Origin of the sequence: Sphingopyxis microcysteis (assembly GCF_012274265.1) — a bacterium.
In the GTDB taxonomy this organism is placed as follows: Bacteria; Pseudomonadota; Alphaproteobacteria; order Sphingomonadales; family Sphingomonadaceae; genus Sphingopyxis; species Sphingopyxis microcysteis.
In genome coordinates this window covers 1,571,391-1,590,121 of record NZ_JAANYY010000002.1, presented here as the reverse complement: position 1 = coordinate 1,590,121, position 18,731 = coordinate 1,571,391, and the positions used below count along the sequence as shown (strand labels likewise).

Genomic DNA, 18,731 nt, shown 5'->3' with positions numbered 1-18,731 from the left:
GGGGCAATCTCCACCGACACCGAACCAACTGGAATCATGCGATTTCGGGGCCAGGGAATTATTGCCCGGTGGCGCATAGGGGGAGGGCAGAGCGATGGCGATTGTGACGCCCGGCCAATATGCAGGCACCAGCTTCGCTGCGATCGATGGCAAGGGACGCATCGCCGTCCCCTCACAGTTCCGCAACAATGTGCCCCTTACTGCGGACGGCCAGCGCGTGCTTTGGGTCGGTTTCCATGAAAAGCTGCCCTGCCTCGTCGCCTATGGCCACGATCAATATGACCGGCTGAACAGCGAGATCGAGCGTGATCGCGACACCGCGCGCGCCCGCAATCTCGATTTCGACGAAGACGCCGAGTTCAAGAAGCGCTTCAGCTATACCGAGGCCTATGCACTGGACGACAGCGGTCGGTTCCTGCCCGGCTTTACCCACCGTGACCGCGTTGGCGATGTCGGTGCGACCGCCTTTGTCGGATCGGGCCGTCGTTTCGAAATCTGGTGGTTGCCGACGCTCGTCGAATGCGCCGACGCCGATCCGGTGCTGCAGCGGCTTGCCGCGGCGTGGGATGCGACGAAAGGGAAGGGGCGGAAATGAGCGACCTTTCCGCCGCGCTGCCCCGCGATCCGCGCCATGACCCCGTCCTGCGCGACGAAGTCGTTGCCGCACTCGCGATCACGCCGGGCGAGTGTCACGTCGACGCGACCTTTGGAGCGGGCGGCTATACCCGCGCGATGCTCGCCGCGGGCGCCGATGTCGTCGCTTGCGACCGCGATCCCGATGCGATTGCCGAAGGGCAGGCGCTGGTCGAGGAGGCCAATGGCCGGCTGACCTTGATCCACGGCCGCTTCGGCGAGATCGACCGGCTGCTGGCCGAGCGCGGGATCGATGCCGTCGACGGCATCACCTTCGACATCGGCGTGTCGTCGATGCAGCTTGACCGCGATGAGCGCGGCTTTTCGTTCCAGAAGGACGGCCCGCTCGACATGCGCATGGCGCAGGAAGGCGAAAGCGCCGCCGACTGGCTGAACCGCGCCGATGAAACCGAGATCGCCGACGTGCTGTTCCATTATGGCGACGAGCGTCAGTCGCGCCGCGTTGCGCGCGCGATCGTTGCCGCGCGGCCGCTGACGCGTACCGCTGAACTGGCCGCAGTGGTCCGCAAGGCGCTGCGCCATCCGCCGGGTGCGCCCAAGGACCCTTCGACCAAAAGCTTTCAGGCGATCCGCATCCACATCAATTCCGAACTCGACGAGTTGGTCGCGGGGCTGGCCGCTGCCGAACGGTTGCTCCGCCCGGGCGGCCGGTTGGCGGTGGTCAGCTTTCACAGCACCGAAGACCGCATTGTGAAGAATTTTCTGCGCGAACGGAGCGGAAGCGATGCCGCCGGTTCGCGTCACCGGCCCGCGCCGCTCCCTCTGGCGCGGGCCGCCACCTTCGAAACGCCGGCGCGCAAAGTGCGGCCGAGCAAGGCCGAAGAGGCGCGCAACCCGCGCGCCCGATCGGCAACGCTGCGCAGCGCGGTGCGGACGGCAGCCCCGGCCTGGCCGGGTCAATCCAATATGAAGGAGGCGATCTCATGCTGATGGCGGCGCGCAAACTTCAAGGGATCGGACTGGTCCTGCTGGTGCTGATCTGTGCGATGATGCTCTATCCGGTGTCGCTCAAGGTCGCGGCGACGCGCAGCGAACTGACGCGGATCGAAAAAGAGATCGAGCGCAGCCGCGACAATATCCGCTACCTCGAATCCGAGCTCGCGGTGCGCGCCTCCATGCGCCAGCTGGAGCAGTGGAACGCTGACACCTTTGGCTATTCGGCCCCGGGTGCGGGGCAATATCTGGAGAGCGAGCGCCAGCTGGCGTCGCTCGACCGCCTGCCGCGCGCGCGCGGCGCCAACGAGGTTGCGCCGGTGCTGATGGCGATGGTTTCGCCGGTTGCCGTGCCCGCCGCGCCCCAGGAAAGCCCGGTCGCAGCAAAGCCCGCTGCGGCGAAGCCCGTCGTGCTGGCGCAGGCCGAAACGGGCATTCGCAGCGACGCCGCGCCGCGCATGGCGCCGACGCGCCGCCGCGAGCAGCTCAAGATGATCGAGGACCAGTTGCTTGCCGAATCGACGCTCGCCGATCTGAAGCGTGCCGCCGCCGCCGAAGCCGCAGGAGGGAAGCCCACCCGATGAACACGCTGGTCGTCCGTCCGACCCGGGTGCGTACCGCTGGGGTGCGGCAACAGATTTTGCTGACCGCGCAGCAGCGCCTGATGATCCTGATGCTGCTGTTCATGGCGGCGTTTTTTCTGGTGTCGATGCGGTTGCTCTATTTCGCGATGTTCGACACGTCGTCGCGCAACGGTTCGGCATCGACCGCCTTCCTTCCGGCGCGCGCGGACATTGTCGATCGCAACGGCATCCCGCTGGCGCGGACGATCGACGGCTATTCGATCCGCGTCGTTCCGGAAAAGCTGCTCAACAATCGGCAATATCTGGCCGACGAACTGCACAAGATATTCCCGGACATATCGCGCGCCGAGCTGTTGGCCAAGGTGAGCGGGCCGCGCCCGACCTATATCCGCCGCCGCGCGCTGCCCGATCAGGTCGCGGCGGTGAACGCGATCGGCGACGTCGGTTTCGACTTCCCGCGCGAGAAAGAGCGGCTGTATCCGCAGCTCAGCCTCGCCGCGCACGTGCTGGGCTTTACCGATGCGGCGGGGCATGGCGTCACCGGCGCCGAGGGGGCGTTCGACAGCCGCCTGATCGACAAGGCTACCCGCGGCGAGCCGCTGGCGCTGTCGATCGATGCGCGGGTGCAGGGTGTGCTCGAAAGCGAATTGGGCTCGGCGGTCACCAATTTGGAGGCGATCGGCGGCGCGGGCATCATCCTCGACGTCCATACCGGCGAAATCGCGGCGATGACGTCGCTGCCAACCTATAATCCCAACAAGCTGGCGCCGGACAATATGGCGGCGCGGCGCAACGCGGTGACGCATAATCTGTACGAGCTGGGTTCGACCTTCAAGCCGCTGACGGTGGCTGCCGCGATCGACGCGGGAACGGTGACCAGCATGGCGCGGCGTTATGACGCGACCGCGCCGCTGGCGATCGCGGGCTTTCGCATCCGCGACAGCCACCCCTCGAACCGCTGGCTGAACGTCCCCGAAACGCTGATCCATAGCTCGAACATCACCACGGCGCGGATTTCCGACGAGCTGGGGCGCGAGAATATGGAGGCGATGTTCCGCAAGCTCGATTTCAACACGCGGCCGAAGATTGACCTGAAAGAACGCGCTTTCCCGATCTGGCCCAAGAATTGGGGCCGCCTGACCACGATGACGACGGGCTTTGGCCATGGCATCGCGGTGACCCCGCTGCACCTTGCCAGCGCCTATGCCGCGCTGGTCAACGGCGGCATCTATCGCCCCGCGACGATCACCAAACTGGGCGATCAGGCGCCGCCGAAGGGTCGCCGTGTGTTCAAGGCGGCGACGAGCGCGCGGATGCGCCAGCTGCTACGCCTGATCGTGTCGGACGGCACCGGCAAGAAAGCCGAAGCGCCGGGCTTCCGCGTCGGCGGCAAGACCGGCAGCGCCGAAAAGCCGGGCGCGGGCGGCTATCGCCGTAGCTCGGTCGTCGCGACCTTTGCCGCGGCTTTCCCGATGGATAATCCGCGCTACGTTGTGCTGGTGATGATCGATGAGCCCAAGGGCAATGCTTATAGCTCGGGCCAGCGCACCGCGGGCTGGACCGCGGCGCCGGTGGTCAGCAAGGTCGTGATGCGCGCCGGACCGATGCTCGGCGTATTCCCCGACGAAAGCCGCGACGTCGATGTCTCCGAGCTTACCCCGCTGCTGTGGAGAAATGGGGAAGACGAATAATGCGCCTGTCCGCGCTGACGGGGGATCAAGGGGGTGCGGGCACCGACCCGGTCGTCACCGGCCTCGCCATCGATCATCGCAAAGTGGCGCCAGGGACAGTCTTTGGCGCCTTTGTTGGCGAGAAATTCAACGGCGAGGATTTCATTCCCGCGGCGATCGAGGCCGGGGCGGTGGCGGTCGTCGCACGGCCCGAAGCCCGCGTCGACGGTGCAGTGCATATTGCCGAAGCCAATCCGCGCCGCGCTTTCGCGCATATTGCGGCGCGCTTTTTTCACCGTTTTCCGGCGACCTGCGTTGCGGTGACGGGGACCAACGGCAAGACCTCGACCGTCGAAATGACGCGCCAGCTGTGGCGGATGGCGGGGTTCAACGCGGCGTCGATCGGCACGCTGGGGATCACGACCTCGGTCGACAGCGCCGCGACCGGGCTCACCACGCCCGACATCGTGACCTTCCTCAGCAACATGTCGGGGTTGGCCGTCGAGGGCGTCGGCCATGCGGCGTTCGAGGCATCGAGCCACGGGCTCGACCAGTATCGCACCGAAGGATTGACGGTAAAGGCGGCGGCGTTCACCAATCTCAGCCATGACCATCTCGACTATCATGGCACGATGGACGCCTATCTGGCCGCCAAGCTGCGGCTGTTTACCGAGGTGGTCGACCAGGACGGCGCGGCGGTGGTGTGGGCCGACGACGAATATTCGGCACAGGTGATCGATACGGTGAAGGCGCGCGGCGTCCGCCTGCTGACGGTCGGGGCGCACGGCGAAGCGCTGCGCCTGATCTCGCGCGAACCGACCCAGCTCGGCCAGTCGCTCGTCATCGCGGCGGGCGAGCGGACCCATAAGGTCGATCTGCCGCTGATCGGCGCCTATCAGGTCGCCAATGCGCTGGTGTCGGCAGGGCTGGTGATCGCGACCGGCGGCGATGTTGCGCAAACACTGGGTAATCTGGCGCGGCTGCAGCCGGTGCGCGGACGGCTCGAACGCGCGGCGATCACCAAGGCGGGAGCGCCGGTTTATGTCGACTATGCGCATACCCCCGACGCGATCGCGGCGGCGCTCGACGCGCTGCGTCCGCATGCGCGGGGGCGGCTGATCCTGGTGTTCGGCGCCGGCGGCGACCGCGATCAGGCGAAGCGCCCCGAAATGGGGAAGGTCGCGGCGGCCAAGGCGGACGTGCTGATCATCACCGACGACAATCCGCGCGGCGAGGATCCGGCGCTGATCCGCGCTGCCATCGCCGACGGTGCGCCCACCGCGCAGGTCATTGGCGATCGCCGCGCCGCGATCGCCGCCGCGATTGCCGAAGCGCGCGCCGACGACATCGTCTGCATCGCGGGCAAGGGGCATGAGCAGGGGCAGATCGTCGGCGCGGGCGCCGACATGCGCGTCATCCCCTTTGACGACGTCGCGGTCGCGCGCCAGTGTGCGGCATGAACCCGCTGTGGACAGCCCGCGCCATTGCCGCCGCGACCGGCGGCGAAGCGAGCGCCGATTTCACCGTGCACGGCGTCGCCTTTGATTCGCGCGAGGTCTCGACCGGCGACCTGTTCGTCGCGATGCGCGGGGAGGCGACCGATGGACACAAGTTTATCGACAAGGCGATTGCTGCGGGCGCCGCGGGCATTGTCTGCGAATCTGCCATCGACCATCCGCATGTCCGCGTCGCCGACAGCGCCGCGGCGCTGAACGCGCTCGGCACGGCATCGCGCGCGCGCAGTCATGGCCGGATCATTGGGGTAACCGGGTCGGCGGGCAAGACGGGGACGAAGGAAGCGCTGTTCGCGGCGCTCGACCGTTTCCGCCCCGGCAAGGCGCATCGCTCGGTCAAAAGCTATAACAACCATGTCGGCGTGCCACTCAGCCTCGCGCGCATGCCCTCTACCGCCGATTTCGGGGTGTTCGAAATGGGGATGAACCATGCGGGCGAGCTCGCCGAGCTGACGCGCATGGTCCGTCCGCACGTCGCCATCGTGACCACCATCGCCCCGGCGCACATGGAGTTTTTCGGCAGCGAAGAGGCGATCGCCGACGCGAAGGGCGAGATTTTCGAGGGGCTGGAGCCCGGCGGTACCGCGATCGTCCCCTTCGACAGCCCGCATTATGCGCGGCTGCGCGCCAAGGCCGAGCAGCATGCCGCGCATGTCATCAGCTTCGGCCTAGGCGCCGACGCCGATGTGCGCGCGGTCGACTGGCTGCCCGACGGCCAGGGCGGGTCGCTCGTCACCGCGCAGGTGCAGGATTCGCTGCTCTGCTACACGATCGCGCAGGCGGGGGTGCATTGGGTATCCAATTCGCTCGCGGTGCTGGCGGCGGTGAAGGCGGTCGGCGGCGACCTGCCCGCCGCGGGGCTGGCCTTTGCCGAAATGGCGGGGCTCGCCGGGCGCGGCGCGCGTCACCGGCTGCCGTTTGGCGGCGGGCATATTCTGCTGATCGACGAAAGCTATAACGCCAACCCGGCGTCGATGGCCGCGACGATCGAACAACTCGGCAGCGAATCCGGCGATCGCAAGGTGGCGATTCTCGGCGCGATGAAGGAACTCGGCCCCGACGGCGAGGCCTATCATGCCGGGCTTGCGGCTCCGCTCGTCGCAGCCGGGGTGCAATTCGCCCTGCTTGTCGGCGAAGAGATGGCGCCGCTCGCCAAAGCGCTTGAGGGGCGCATCGATTTCGAGCATGTGGCCGCCCACTCTGACGCAGCGGCACGGCTGGGCGACGTGATCCACCCCGGCGACACCGTGCTGATCAAGGGGTCGAACAGCGTCGGCTTGTCGCATCTGGTGACCGCGCTGACCAACGGGGACTGTTGATGTTATATTGGCTGGCGGAATGGCTGGGCTTTCCGGGGGTATTGAACCTCATTCGCTACCTGAGCTTCCGCTCGGGCGCGGCGGTCGCAACCGCATTGATCATTGGCCTGTGGATCGGCCCGCGCTTCATCCTGATGCTGCGGATGCGACAAGGCAAGGGACAGCCGATCCGCGAGGACGGGCCGCAAAGCCACCTTGCCAAAAAGGGCACGCCGACGATGGGCGGGCTGATGATCCTCATCTCTCTGATGATCTCGGCGCTCTTGTGGATGGACCTGTCCAACCGCTTCGTCTGGGCGTGCATTTTCGTGACCGGCGGTTTTGCGGCGGTCGGCTTCCTCGACGATCTCGACAAGGTGACCAAGGCCAGCCATCGCGGCATTCCGGGTCGCGTCCGCCTGCTGATCGAGTTCCTGATCGCCGGGGTCGCGGTGTTCCTGATCGTGTCGCGCACCGGTACCGACCTGTATCTGCCCTTTTTCAGCGGTGTCGTGCTCGAACTCGGGCCGCTCTATTATGTCTTTGCGATGGTGCTGATCGTCGGCTTCGGCAATGCGGTGAACCTGACCGATGGGCTCGACGGCCTTGCGACCTTCCCGGTGATCATCGCCAGCCTGACCTTCCTCGTCATCGTCTATCTGTCGGGCAATGTGAAATTCGCCGAATATCTGGGCATCCCGCATGTTTCGGGGGCGGGCGAGCTGGCGGTGTTCGCCGCCGCGATCATCGGGGCGTGCCTCGCGTTCCTGTGGTTCAACGCGCCGCCTGCGGCGGTGTTCATGGGCGACACCGGCAGCCTCGCGCTCGGCGGCGCTCTGGCGACGATCGCGGTGACGGCGCAGCATGAGCTGGTGCTCGTCCTGGTCGGCGGATTGTTCGTGGTCGAGGCCTTGTCGGTGATCATCCAGGTGTTCTGGTACAAGCGCACCGGCAAGCGGGTGTTCCGCATGGCGCCGATCCACCATCATTTCGAGCAGATGGGCTGGCCCGAATCGACCGTCGTCATCCGCTTCTGGATCGTCTCGATCGTTCTGGCGCTCGCGGGGCTCGCGACCTTAAAGCTGCGGTGATCACCTCGCGCGCCTTTGCCGGTCGCCGCTATGCGGTGCTGGGGCTGGCGCGCTCGGGGCTCGCGACGGTCGCGGCGCTCGTCGCCAGCGGCGCGGGGGTCACCGCGTGGGACGAGCGCGAGGAAGCGCGCGACGATGCGATGGCGCTGGGCGCCGACATCGGCAATCCGTTGGAGATTGACCTGATCGGCTTTGCCGGGGTGGTCGTATCGCCCGGCGTGCCGCTCAACCGCCACCCGATCGCCGCGCACGCGCGCGAGGCGCATGTACCGGTGATCGGCGACGTCGAGCTTTTTGCCGAAGCGCGCGGCGAACTGCCGCCGCACAAGGTCGTTGGCATCACCGGAACGAACGGCAAATCGACCGTCACGGCGCTGATCCACCATATGCTGGAAAGCGCCGGGGTGCCGTCGCTGATGGGCGGCAATATCGGGTTGCCGATCCTCTCGCGCGATCCGCTCCATGAAGGCGGCGTGTATGTGCTCGAGCTATCGAGCTATCAGATCGACCTGTCGCACAGCCTTGCCTGCGATGTCGCGGTGCTGACCAACCTCAGCCCCGACCATCTCGACCGCTATGACGGGTTTACCGGCTATGCCGCGTCCAAGGCACGGCTGTTTTCGCTCCAGCATCGGGATCAGGTCGCGATCGTCGCGGTCGACGACGATCCTTCAAAGATGATCGCGGGTCGGATCAACCACCGCCTGCACCGCGTGTCGGGCAAGGACATCGACCCGGTCGATCAGGCGCGCTGGCCCGCGCTGCAAGGCCCGCACAACGCGCAGAACGCCGTCTGCGCGATCGCGGTGTGCCGCGTGCTGGGATTGAACGACGAACAGATCGAACGCGGCCTAGCGACCTACCGGTCGCTGCCGCATCGGATGGAATTGGTCGGCGAAGTCGCAGGCGTCCGCTGGTTCAATGACAGCAAGGCGACCAACGCGGCTTCCGCTGCACCGGCGCTGGCGGCATTCCCGCCGGCGCCGGACCAGCGTTTGCACTGGATTGCCGGAGGGCAAGCGAAGGGCGACGGGCTGGCGGCGTGCCGCCCCTGGTTCGGTCATGTGAAACAGGCCTATCTGATCGGCGATGCGATGGAGCCGTTCGCTGCCGAAATCGGCGATGCGATCCCGGTCGATCGGTCGGCTGATATGGCAACGGCAGTCGCGCATGCGGCGGCAGCGGCGCGGCCCGGCGACATCGTGCTGCTGTCGCCGGCCTGCGCCTCGTTCGACCAGTTCAAGGATTATGAACAGCGCGGCGATGTTTTTCGCGGACTTGTCGCGGCGCTTGGGGCATGAGCGGGGGAATGGACAATATGGACGCCACCACCGAAAGGCCGGTGATTGCGACGACGCGCACCGTCAAGCGCCGCGGCCCGCGTCTCAGCCGCGCCGACAGGACGCCGCTGGGATTGTGGTTCTGGGAAATCGACCGGGTGCTGTTGCTGCTGGTGTCGATGCTGGTTGCGATCGGACTCGTTGCGGTTGCCGCGGCGTCGCCGGTGGCGGCGCAAAAATTGTCGACCAGCACCGCGTCGCTCGACCCGCTCTATTATTTCTATCGCCAGCTGATGTGGGTCATTGTCGGGGTACCGGTGATGCTGGGCGTGTCGATGCTGCCCAAACCGCAGGCGCGGCGTTTCGCGATCTATGGCACGATCACCTTCCTTATCCTGCTGTTCATGGTCCCGCTGCTTGGCACCACGGTCAATGGCGCGCAGCGCTGGATCGGCGGCGGCGTTTTCCGGCTGCAACCGTCGGAGTTTCTCAAGCCCTTTTTCGCCGTGTCGCTGGCGTGGATCCTGTCGCTGCGCCTGCACGACCAGAGCTTGCCCGTGGTGCCGCTCAGCTTTGTGCTGACCGGGGTGATCGCGGTGCTGCTGATGGGGCAGCCCGATCTGGGGCAGACGGTGATTTTCGCCGCGACCTGGCTGGTGCTCGTGCTTGTCGCCGGGCTGTCGATGCGAATCATGGGGATGCTCGCCGCAACCGGCGTGGTCGGCATCATCCTCGCCTATTTCTTTTACCCGGTGGCGCAGCAGCGCATCAACATCTGGCTGTTCGCCGAGGGCGACAGTTTTCAGGTCGACAAGGCGCATGCGACGCTGACCGCGGGCGGGTTGATCGGCACCGGGCCGGGGGCGGGCCTCGCGAAATTCCAGCTGCCCGAGGCGCATACCGACTATATTTTCTCGGTCATCGGCGAAGAGTTCGGGATGATTGCCTGCATCGCGATTGCGATCCTCTATCTGGCGATCATCGTCCGCGTCCTCGTGCGTCTGCTCGACGAAGAGGACAGCTTCCTGATCCTCGCGGTCGCGGGATTGATCGCACAGTTCGGCGGGCAGGCGACGATCAACATGGCGGTGAATACCCAGCTGTTCCCGTCGAAGGGCATGACGCTGCCGTTCATCAGCTATGGCGGTTCATCGTTCATCGCGCTGTCGATCGGCATGGGTTTGCTCTTGTCGCTGACCCGGCGAAACCCCTATGCGGCGCGGGTGTCGATGACCCGCAACTGGAACAAGAAATGAGTGCAACTCGCCACTATCTGCTCGCTGCTGGCGGGACCGGGGGGCATATGCTCCCCGCTTATGCGCTGGCGGGCGAGCTGATCGCGCGCGGGCATCGCGTCGCGCTGGTCAGCGACGACCGCGGCCTGCGTATTCCGGGCGCGCCCGCCGAGATGGAAACGCATGTCCTCCCCGCCGGGCGCGTGTCGGGCGGACCCATCGGCTGGGTCAAGGCGGCGCTCGCGATCCGCAAAGGGCGGCGGATGGCGATTGACCTGATCCGCGATTTCGATCCCGCGGTCGTCATCGGCTTCGGCGGCTATCCCTCGTTGCCCAGCCTGCTCGCCGCGGGTGCGACGAAACGGCCGCGCGTGCTGCACGAACAAAATGCCGTGCTGGGGCGGGTCAACCGCATGATGGCGCCGCGCGTCGATGCGGTGGCGGTCGCCTATCACAATATCCAGCGTTACCCGGCGGGCCATGAGCTGAAAAAGCACATCACCGGCAATCCGGTGCGCGACGAAATCATCGCGATCCGCGAGGAAGGCTTCCCGCCGCTAAGCGAGGAAGGCATTTTCCGCTTGCTCGTCGTCGGCGGCAGCTTGGGGGCGACGGTGCTGAGTGATGTCGTGCCCGCCGCGATCGCGATGCTGCCGCGCGCGCTGCTCGACCGGTTGCAGGTCGTGCAGCAATGCCGCGAGGCCGATCTGGAGGAAGTGCGCGGCAAATATGCGGCGATGGGCGTCGCCGCCGAATGCGCGCCTTATATCACCGATTTTCCCGACAGGCTCCGCTGGGCGCATTTGGTGATTGCGCGCGCCGGGGCGTCGACGGTGGCCGAACTGGCCTGCGCCGGGCGGCCCGCGATCTTCGTTCCTTATCCGCATGCGATGGACAATCACCAGACCTATAATGTCGTCGACATGGTCGAGGCGGGCGGCGCGCGCTCGATCCCGCAGCCGCAATTTACCGCCAGCGAACTCGCCAAGCAGATCCAGCGCATGGCGCTCGAACCCGGTGCGCTCGAAAATGCCGCGGCGCGCGCCGCGAGCTGCGGCCTGCCCGACGCCACGCGCGACCTCGCCGACCTAGTCGAATCGCTTGCCGCACCGCCGATGATGGACGTCATCCGCGTCGGCGCTTCGTCGGGCCAGCGCGCCGCAGCGACCGGCATGGCGTCGGCGCGCGCGGGAGGCGAATGATGCGCGGCGTTGCGACCGACATCGGCACCATCCACTTCATCGGCATCGGCGGCATCGGCATGTCGGGGATCGCCGAGGTGATGCACAACCTTGGCTATCAGGTGCAGGGCAGCGACATCGCTGAAAGCTATGTCATCGAAGGCCTGCGCAAGCGCGGGATCAAGGTCAGCATCGGCCATGAAGCTTCGAATGTCGATGGCGTGGCGGTGGTTGTTACCTCGACCGCGGTCAAGCGCGGCAATCCCGAGGTCGAGGCAGCCCTCGCGCAGCGCATCCCGCTCGTCCGCCGCGCCGAAATGCTCGCCGAGTTGATGCGCCTCAAATCGACCGTCGCCATCGCCGGCACGCACGGCAAGACGACGACGACCAGCCTCGTTGCCGCGTTGCTCGATGCGGGCGGCATCGACCCGACCGTGATCAACGGCGGCATTATCAACAATTACGGCTCGAACGCGCGGCTCGGCGCGTCGGACTGGATGGTGGTCGAGGCCGACGAGAGCGACGGCAGCTTCCTGCGCCTCGACGGCACGATCGCGGTTGTCACCAACATCGATCCCGAACATCTCGACCATTATGGCAGTTTCGACGCGATCAAGGACGCGTTCGTCGAGTTCATCGAGAACGTCCCCTTTTACGGCGCTGCGATGCTGTGCCTCGACCATCCCGAGGTGCAGGCGATCATCCCGCGCATCCGCGACCGCCGTATCGTCACCTACGGTTTTTCTGCCCAAGCCGACGTGCGCGGCACCAATGTGACGCCCGGCCCCGACGGCAATCGTTTCGACGTCGTCGTCCGCGACCGCGACGGCAACAGCCGCACGATCGAGGGCATCCACCTGCCGATGTCGGGGCGCCACAATGTCCAGAACTCGCTCGCTGCAATTGCGGTGGCGCTGCACATGGGGGTGAGCGACGACAAGATCGTGTCGGGCTTCAACGGTTTCGCCGGGGTCAAGCGCCGCTTCACCAAGGTCGGCGAGATCGCCGCGGGTGAGGGCAGCGTCACCGTGATCGACGATTATGCGCACCACCCGGTCGAGATCCGCGCGGTGCTGTCGGCGGCGCGCGAAGGCGTCGGCGCGGGGCGCGTCGTCGGCGTGGTCCAGCCGCACCGCTTCACCCGGCTTCGCGACCATATGGACGATTTTCAGCAGGCATTTAACGATGCCGATATCGTGCTCGCGCTGCCCGTCTATGCCGCGGGTGAGGCGCCGATCGACGGCGTGTCGTCCGATGCGCTGGTCGCGGGGCTGCGCGACCGGGGGCATCGGCAAGCGAGTGTTGTTGCGGATGCGGCGGCTCTGGCAGCGAGCATCGCGGATAGCGTCAAGGCGGGCGATCTTGGTGCGGGCGATATGATCATCTGCCTGGGCGCGGGCGACATCACCAAGATGGCGGCCGGGCTGGCGAGCGCGGCGGAGAACGCCAAGTGATCAGCCTGCTCCAAATCCTCCCCGCTTGCGGGGAGGGGGACCGCGAAGCGGTGGAGGGGGTTCGCGTCCTCGCACTGCGTCGGCAGGCCACGATAGCCCCCTCCGTCAGCCGCTTCGCGACTGCCACCTCCCCACAAGTGGGGAGGATCGTATGATCGCGACCGCGAACTTGCCCACGGTCCGCGGCAAGCTCACCCCGCAGGCCCCGCTGGCACCGCTCGTCTGGTTCAAGTCGGGCGGTCCCGCCGACTGGCTGTTTGAACCCAAGGACGCCGACGACCTCGCCGATTTCCTGCGCGATCTCGACCCCGCCGTGCCGGTGATGGCGCTCGGCCTCGGCTCGAACCTCATCGTCCGCGACGGCGGCTTTCCCGGGGTCGTGATCCGGCTCGGCAAAGCCTTTGCCAAGGTCGAGGCTATCGACCCTATGACGCTGCGCTGCGGCGGCGGCGCGTCGGGCATCCTCGTCTCCTCGACAGCGCGCGACGCGGGCATTGCTGGCATGGAATTCCTGCGGTCGATCCCTGGAACGGTCGGCGGTTTCGTGCGCATGAACGGCGGCGCCTATGGGGGCGAGGTGAAAGACATTTTGGTCGATGCCGAGGTCGTGCTGCGCTCGGGCGAGCGCCGCACGCTCGCGCTCGACGATCTGGGATATACCTATCGCCATAGCGAATTACCCGAGGGCGCGGTGGTGATCGGTGCTACCTTCCGCGGTCGGCCCGGCGAACCCGCGGCGATCCAGGCCGAAATGGACCGCATCTCCGCGAGCCGCGAGGCGTCGCAGCCGCTGCGTTCGAAAACCGGGGGGTCGACCTTCAAGAACCCCGACGGGCACAAGGCGTGGCAGCTGGTCGACGAAGCGGGCTGCCGCGGCCTTGCCGTCGGCGGCGCGCAGGTCAGCGAAAAGCACACCAATTTCCTGATCAACACCGGCGAAGCGACCAGTGCCGATATCGAGGCGCTCGGCGAGGAGGTCCGCCGCCGCGTCAAGGATAAGAGCGGCGTGGAATTGCAATGGGAAATACAGCGCGTGGGAGTGAAGAAGTGAACCGCGGCCCCTGGCATGTCGCTGTCCTGATGGGCGGCTGGTCCGCCGAACGCGAAGTGTCGCTGATGAGCGGCAACGGCGTCGCCGACGCGCTCGAATCGCGCGGGCACAGGGTGACGCGGATCGACATGGACCGCGACGTTGCGCTGCGGCTCGCGGAGGCGAAGCCCGATGTCGTGTTCAACGCGCTCCACGGCGTCCCGGGCGAGGACGGCACGGTGCAGGGCATGCTCGACCTGATGGGCCTTAAATATACCCACAGCGGGCTCGTCACCTCGGTGATCGCGATCGACAAGGAATTGACGAAACAGGCGCTGGTGCCGCATGGTATCCCCATGCCGACGGGGACGATGGTCGACAGCGAAAGCTTGTTTTCAGTCGACCCTTTGCCGCGCCCCTATGTCCTGAAACCGGTCAACGAAGGATCGTCGGTTGGCGTCGCGATCGTCAAGGACGACAGCAATTACGGCAACCCGATCGCGCGCGACGCGGTCGGGCCGTGGCAGGAGTTCGACCGCCTGCTCGCCGAGCCCTTTATCAAGGGTCGCGAGCTGACCGTCGCGGTGCTGGGCGATCAGGCGCTCGCCGTCACCGAACTGCGCGTCAAGTCGGGCTTTTACGATTATGACGCCAAATATACCGACGGCCTCACCGAACATGTGTGCCCCGCCGATGTCCCGGAGGACGTCGCGCAGCGAATGAAGGATCTGGCGCTCAAATCGCACCGCCTGCTTGGCTGCAAAGGCGCGTCGCGTTCGGACTTCCGCTGGGACGACGAGCATGGGCTTGCGGGCATCTATCTACTCGAGGTCAACACGCAGCCGGGGATGACGCCGCTCAGCCTTGTTCCCGAACAGGGACGCGCGGTGGGCATGGATTATGCCGAACTGGTCGAACGCATCGTGGGGGAAGCGTTATGAGTAACACGCGGATCAAGCGCGGTGCGGCGCCGCCGCGGCGCCCGGCGCGGGCGCCGAAAAAGCGTCGGAAGGTGCAGACATCGCGGCTTAACGCCGTGATCAACGCGCTGCCGATCAGCCCGCAGCGATTGCAAAAAATCGCCAACTGGACGATCGGGCTCAGCTTGGTCGCGGTCGCGGGCATCGCGGCGCAGGCGACCGGCGTGACCGCAAAGATCCACGAGGAATATGCGCAGGCGGTCGGCCGCGCCGGATTCCAGGTCAAGAAGGTCGAAGTCGTCGGCGCCGACCGGATCGACCGGCTGAAGGTCTATGACATCGCGCTGGCGCAAAAGGACCGTTCGATGGCGGCGGTCGACCTGGAAGATGTCCGCGGCGACCTGATGCAATATGGCTGGATCAAGGATGCACGCGTGTCGCGCCGCCTGCCCGATACGCTGGTCGTCGATATCGTCGAGCGCACGCCGGCGGCGATCTGGCAGCATAACAATCGCCTGTCGCTGATCGACGACAAGGGCGTGGTGCTCGAACCGGTGACCGTCGCGACGATGCCCGACCTGCCGCTTGTGATCGGACCCAAGGCGAACCAGCGCTCGCAGGATCTCGACCGGCTGCTCGCCGAGGCAAGCAGCCTCAAGGAACTGCTGGCGGGGGCGACGTGGGTCGGCAACCGCCGCTGGGATTTGCGCTTCCGCAGTGGCGAGACGCTGTCGCTGCCCGAAGGCGAGGCCGAGGCAAAGGCGGCGCTCGCCAAGTTCGCGCATATGGACGGTGCCAATCGCCTGCTCGGGCGCGGCATCCTGCGCTTTGACATGCGCGACCCCGCGCGGTTCGTCCTGCGGCTGCCGCATGAAGGACAGGTGGCGCCCGCTAAGCTCGACGAAGCGCGCGCTGCGGTTGCCGACGTCGCGGCGGCGGAGAAGGGGTAAGCGATGGCCCCGCCGCGCATCGAAAAGATCATCACTGCGCTCGACGTCGGGTCGTGGAAGGTGTGCGCGCTGATCGCGGGGCAGGCCGCCGACGGCCAACTCCATGTGCTCGGCACCGGCCAGCGCGAAAGCCGCGGTGTCCAGCGCGGCTATGTCGCCGACATGGAGCAGACCGAACATATCGTGCGCGAAGCGATCGAGCAGGCCGAGCGCATTGCGGGGCTCAATATCGACGATGTGTGGGTCAGTTTTTCGGCGGGCGGTTTGCTGAGCGACGTCGCGCCGATCGAAAGCGAACTCGGCGGCCATCGGATCGAGAAAGAGGATATCGACGACCTGCTTGCCGCGGGCCGCGCCGGGATCGACCCTGAAGGCCGCATGATCCTGCACGCGCAGCCCGCGCTTTACACGCTCGACGGCCTGACGGGGGTGAAGAACCCGATCGGGCTCCACGCCGACCGGCTGGGCGTCGACATTCATATCATCATGGCCGACGGTGCCCCGGTGCGCAATCTGGAGGCGGCGGTGCGGCAGGCGCATCTTGACGTCAACGCGGTGGTTGCGTCGCCGATCGCGGCAGGGCTCGCCTGCCTGTCGGACGAGGAACGCGACCTTGGCGTCGCGCTGGTCGAACTTGGGGCTGCGGTCACCACGGTCTCGCTTTATGCTGGCGGGATGCTCGTCGAAATGGCGTCGCTGCCCTTTGGCGCGAGTGACATCACCGACGATATTGCGTCGGCGTTTGGCATAAGGCGCAGCCAGGCACAGCGGCTGCAGAGCTTTTACGGTTCGGCATCGGCCAGCCCGCGCGACAATAACGAGGTCATCGAGCTGGAACCCGGCGCGCCGACGAGCGGGGATTCCCCGCGTATCACCCGCGCGCAGCTGGTCTCGGTGATCCGCCAGCGTCTCGACGCGATGATGGGCGAGATTGGCCGGACGCTCAAAGACCTGCATTTCGTTGGCCCCATCGGGCGCCAGGTGGTGCTGGTCGGCGGCGGCGCCGACCTCAAGGGGATTGCCGATTATACCCAGAGCGCCCTCGGACGCGCGGCACGCGTCGGCAGGCCGCGCGGCCTGCACGGCTTGCCCGATGCGCATAGCGGTCCCGCTTTCGCGACGCTGGCCGGTCTGGTTCTCTATGCGGCGTCGGATCCCGTCGACCTGCGCGATTTGCCGATGATGTCGCAGGACGTCTATCGTCCGGCAGGCACATCGATCCTGCACCGCCTGATGGCGGCGCTAAAAAGCAGTTTTTAGCGGTGAAACGCGAAAAAAGGTTAATTTTTTGGATGATTCCCACGTCACAATAGTGCAATGCGGGTTAAGAAAACCGGGCGGCGGGACACCCGCCCGTTTGGGTCGCAAGGTTGGGGAAGCGGCACCTGTCCGCCGCTGCAGGGAGACTTTTTGATGAGCATCAATATTGGCCCGCCGCAGGTCGACGAACTGAAGCCGCGGATCGCGGTGATCGGCGTCGGCGGGGCGGGCGGCAATGCCATCGCAAACATGATTGCAGCGCGGGTCGAAGGGGTCGACTTCATCGTTGCGAACACCGATGCGCAGGCGCTGAACGCATCGCCCGCCGAACGGCGCATCCAGCTGGGGACGCAGATCACCCAGGGGCTGGGTGCCGGCTCGCGGCCCGAGGTTGGCCGCGCGGCCGCCGAGGAGAGCATCGCGCAGGTCGAGGAAGCCTTGAACGGCGCGCACATGTGCTTCGTCGCCGCGGGCATGGGCGGCGGCACCGGCACGGGGGCGGCGCCGGTCATCGCCAAGGCGGCACGCGATCGCGGCATCCTGACCGTCGGCGTCGTCACCAAGCCCTTCACCTTCGAAGGCGCGCGCCGCATGCGGTCGGCGGACTCGGGCATCGCCGAGCTGCAGGACCATGTCGACACGCTGATCGTCATTCCGAACCAGAATCTGTTCCTGGTCGCTAATCCGAACACGACCTTCAAAGAAGCCTTCACCATGGCGGATGAAGTGCTGCAGCAGGGCGTGCGCGGGATCACCGACCTGATGGTCATGCCCGGCCTCATCAACCTCGACTTTGCCGACGTTCGCAGCGTGATGCGCGAAATGGGCAAGGCGATGATGGGCACCGGCGAGGCCGAGGGCGATGGCCGCGCATTGGAAGCCGCGCAAAAGGCGATTGCCAACCCGCTGCTCGACGGTGTGTCGATGGCGGGCGCCAAGGGCGTCATCATTTCGATCACCGGCGGCGAGGACATGCGCCTGATGGAAGTCGACGAGGCGGCGAACCACATCCGCGAGCTGGTCGACCCCGACGCCAACATCATCTGGGGCAGCGCCTTCAACGACAGCCTGGACGGCAAGATCCGCGTCTCGGTGGTCGCCACCGGCATCGACAGCAACGGCGAAATGGCGGCGCAGGCTTCGCCCGCGACGCGCAGCTTCTCGTTTGCCCCGGCGCGCGCCGCGGCGCCAACGCCGGTGGCCGAGGAGGTTTTTGAACCGGTTGTCGAGGAAGAGGCCGTTGCTGACGTACCCGCCGAAGAGGCAAACGATCCTGCGCCCGGCTTTTCGCTGAGCGATACGGTCGAGGCCGAGGCGCCTGCCGCCGAAGACGAGCCGATGGAATTGTCGCAGGTCGCCGCCAGCTATGACGATACGGCGGAAGAACTGGTGCTCGATGCACCCGAAGCGCCTGCGGCCGATTATCGGTCAGCGCCTGCCGCAGCATCGGATGGCGGTGCTGGGGCTGCCGCGGAATCGCCGGCACGCGCGATCGGTGGCGGAACCTTGTTCGAACGTATGTCGCGCCTGTCGCGCGGCGCCACCGCGCCCGAGGGTGAGGCGGTCGACAAGGAAGACGGGGTTGATATTCCGCGCTTCCTGGGGCGTCAGAACAACCAGTAACGGGGCTAGCGAACGGCCGCCCACCGGGCACGGCGGGCCGGAAATCGGGATGAT

The 18,731-nt window shown here is 66.4% G+C and carries 16 protein-coding genes; all 16 read left to right on the top strand.

The window, feature by feature from the left end:
• Positions 1–94 precede the first annotated feature (94 nt).
• Positions 95–595: a division/cell wall cluster transcriptional repressor MraZ gene (locus G9408_RS07510; protein ID WP_120216823.1), complete on the top strand. Its 501-nt coding sequence runs from the start codon at positions 95–97 to the stop codon at positions 593–595.
• The gene (gene rsmH, locus G9408_RS07505) at positions 592–1,584 is read left to right on the top strand and encodes a 16S rRNA (cytosine(1402)-N(4))-methyltransferase RsmH (protein WP_168453332.1); all 993 of its coding nucleotides are present in this window, start codon (positions 592–594) and stop codon (positions 1,582–1,584) included. The genes G9408_RS07510 and rsmH overlap by 4 nt, the downstream gene beginning before the upstream one ends.
• Complete coding sequence (locus G9408_RS07500) at positions 1,584–2,171, top strand: hypothetical protein (protein WP_235957496.1); 588 nt, start codon at positions 1,584–1,586, stop codon at positions 2,169–2,171. The genes rsmH and G9408_RS07500 overlap by 1 nt, the downstream gene beginning before the upstream one ends.
• A complete protein-coding gene (locus tag G9408_RS07495) occupies positions 2,168–3,862 on the top strand; it encodes a peptidoglycan D,D-transpeptidase FtsI family protein (RefSeq protein ID WP_168453330.1) in 1,695 nt (564 codons plus the stop codon). The genes G9408_RS07500 and G9408_RS07495 overlap by 4 nt, the downstream gene beginning before the upstream one ends.
• Positions 3,862–5,301 (top strand): UDP-N-acetylmuramoyl-L-alanyl-D-glutamate--2,6-diaminopimelate ligase, encoded by a 1,440-nt coding sequence (locus tag G9408_RS07490; protein WP_168453329.1) that lies wholly within the window; start codon positions 3,862–3,864, stop codon positions 5,299–5,301. The genes G9408_RS07495 and G9408_RS07490 overlap by 1 nt, the downstream gene beginning before the upstream one ends.
• Complete coding sequence (locus tag G9408_RS07485) at positions 5,298–6,674, top strand: UDP-N-acetylmuramoyl-tripeptide--D-alanyl-D-alanine ligase (protein WP_168453328.1); 1,377 nt, start codon at positions 5,298–5,300, stop codon at positions 6,672–6,674. The genes G9408_RS07490 and G9408_RS07485 overlap by 4 nt, the downstream gene beginning before the upstream one ends.
• The gene (gene mraY / locus G9408_RS07480; protein ID WP_137869455.1) at positions 6,674–7,744 is read left to right on the top strand and encodes a phospho-N-acetylmuramoyl-pentapeptide-transferase; all 1,071 of its coding nucleotides are present in this window, start codon (positions 6,674–6,676) and stop codon (positions 7,742–7,744) included. The genes G9408_RS07485 and mraY overlap by 1 nt, the downstream gene beginning before the upstream one ends.
• The gene (gene murD / locus G9408_RS07475; protein WP_168453327.1) at positions 7,741–9,045 is read left to right on the top strand and encodes a UDP-N-acetylmuramoyl-L-alanine--D-glutamate ligase; all 1,305 of its coding nucleotides are present in this window, start codon (positions 7,741–7,743) and stop codon (positions 9,043–9,045) included. Before mraY ends, murD begins: the two co-directional genes overlap by 4 nt.
• A complete protein-coding gene (locus tag G9408_RS07470) occupies positions 9,042–10,280 on the top strand; it encodes an FtsW/RodA/SpoVE family cell cycle protein (protein ID WP_210423198.1) in 1,239 nt (412 codons plus the stop codon). The genes murD and G9408_RS07470 overlap by 4 nt, the downstream gene beginning before the upstream one ends.
• Complete coding sequence (murG, locus tag G9408_RS07465; protein WP_168453326.1) at positions 10,277–11,461, top strand: undecaprenyldiphospho-muramoylpentapeptide beta-N-acetylglucosaminyltransferase; 1,185 nt, start codon at positions 10,277–10,279, stop codon at positions 11,459–11,461. The genes G9408_RS07470 and murG overlap by 4 nt, the downstream gene beginning before the upstream one ends.
• A complete protein-coding gene (gene murC / locus G9408_RS07460; protein ID WP_168453325.1) occupies positions 11,461–12,894 on the top strand; it encodes a UDP-N-acetylmuramate--L-alanine ligase in 1,434 nt (477 codons plus the stop codon). The genes murG and murC overlap by 1 nt, the downstream gene beginning before the upstream one ends.
• A 151-nt stretch (positions 12,895–13,045) precedes the next feature.
• Positions 13,046–13,945, top strand: a complete 900-nt coding sequence (gene murB / locus G9408_RS07455; protein ID WP_168453324.1) for a UDP-N-acetylmuramate dehydrogenase — start codon at positions 13,046–13,048, stop codon at positions 13,943–13,945.
• Positions 13,942–14,865: a D-alanine--D-alanine ligase gene (locus G9408_RS07450; RefSeq protein WP_168453323.1), complete on the top strand. Its 924-nt coding sequence runs from the start codon at positions 13,942–13,944 to the stop codon at positions 14,863–14,865. Before murB ends, G9408_RS07450 begins: the two co-directional genes overlap by 4 nt.
• On the top strand, positions 14,862–15,794 hold the full coding sequence (locus G9408_RS07445; protein WP_120216813.1) for a cell division protein FtsQ/DivIB: 933 nt from the start codon (positions 14,862–14,864) through the stop codon (positions 15,792–15,794). The genes G9408_RS07450 and G9408_RS07445 overlap by 4 nt, the downstream gene beginning before the upstream one ends.
• 3 nt (positions 15,795–15,797) lie before the next feature.
• On the top strand, positions 15,798–17,054 hold the full coding sequence (gene ftsA, locus G9408_RS07440; protein ID WP_168453322.1) for a cell division protein FtsA: 1,257 nt from the start codon (positions 15,798–15,800) through the stop codon (positions 17,052–17,054).
• A 153-nt stretch (positions 17,055–17,207) separates the two neighbouring features.
• Positions 17,208–18,677, top strand: coding sequence for a cell division protein FtsZ (gene ftsZ, locus G9408_RS07435; RefSeq protein WP_168453321.1), 1,470 nt, complete (start codon positions 17,208–17,210; stop codon positions 18,675–18,677).
• The last annotated feature ends 54 nt before the right edge of the window (positions 18,678–18,731 follow it).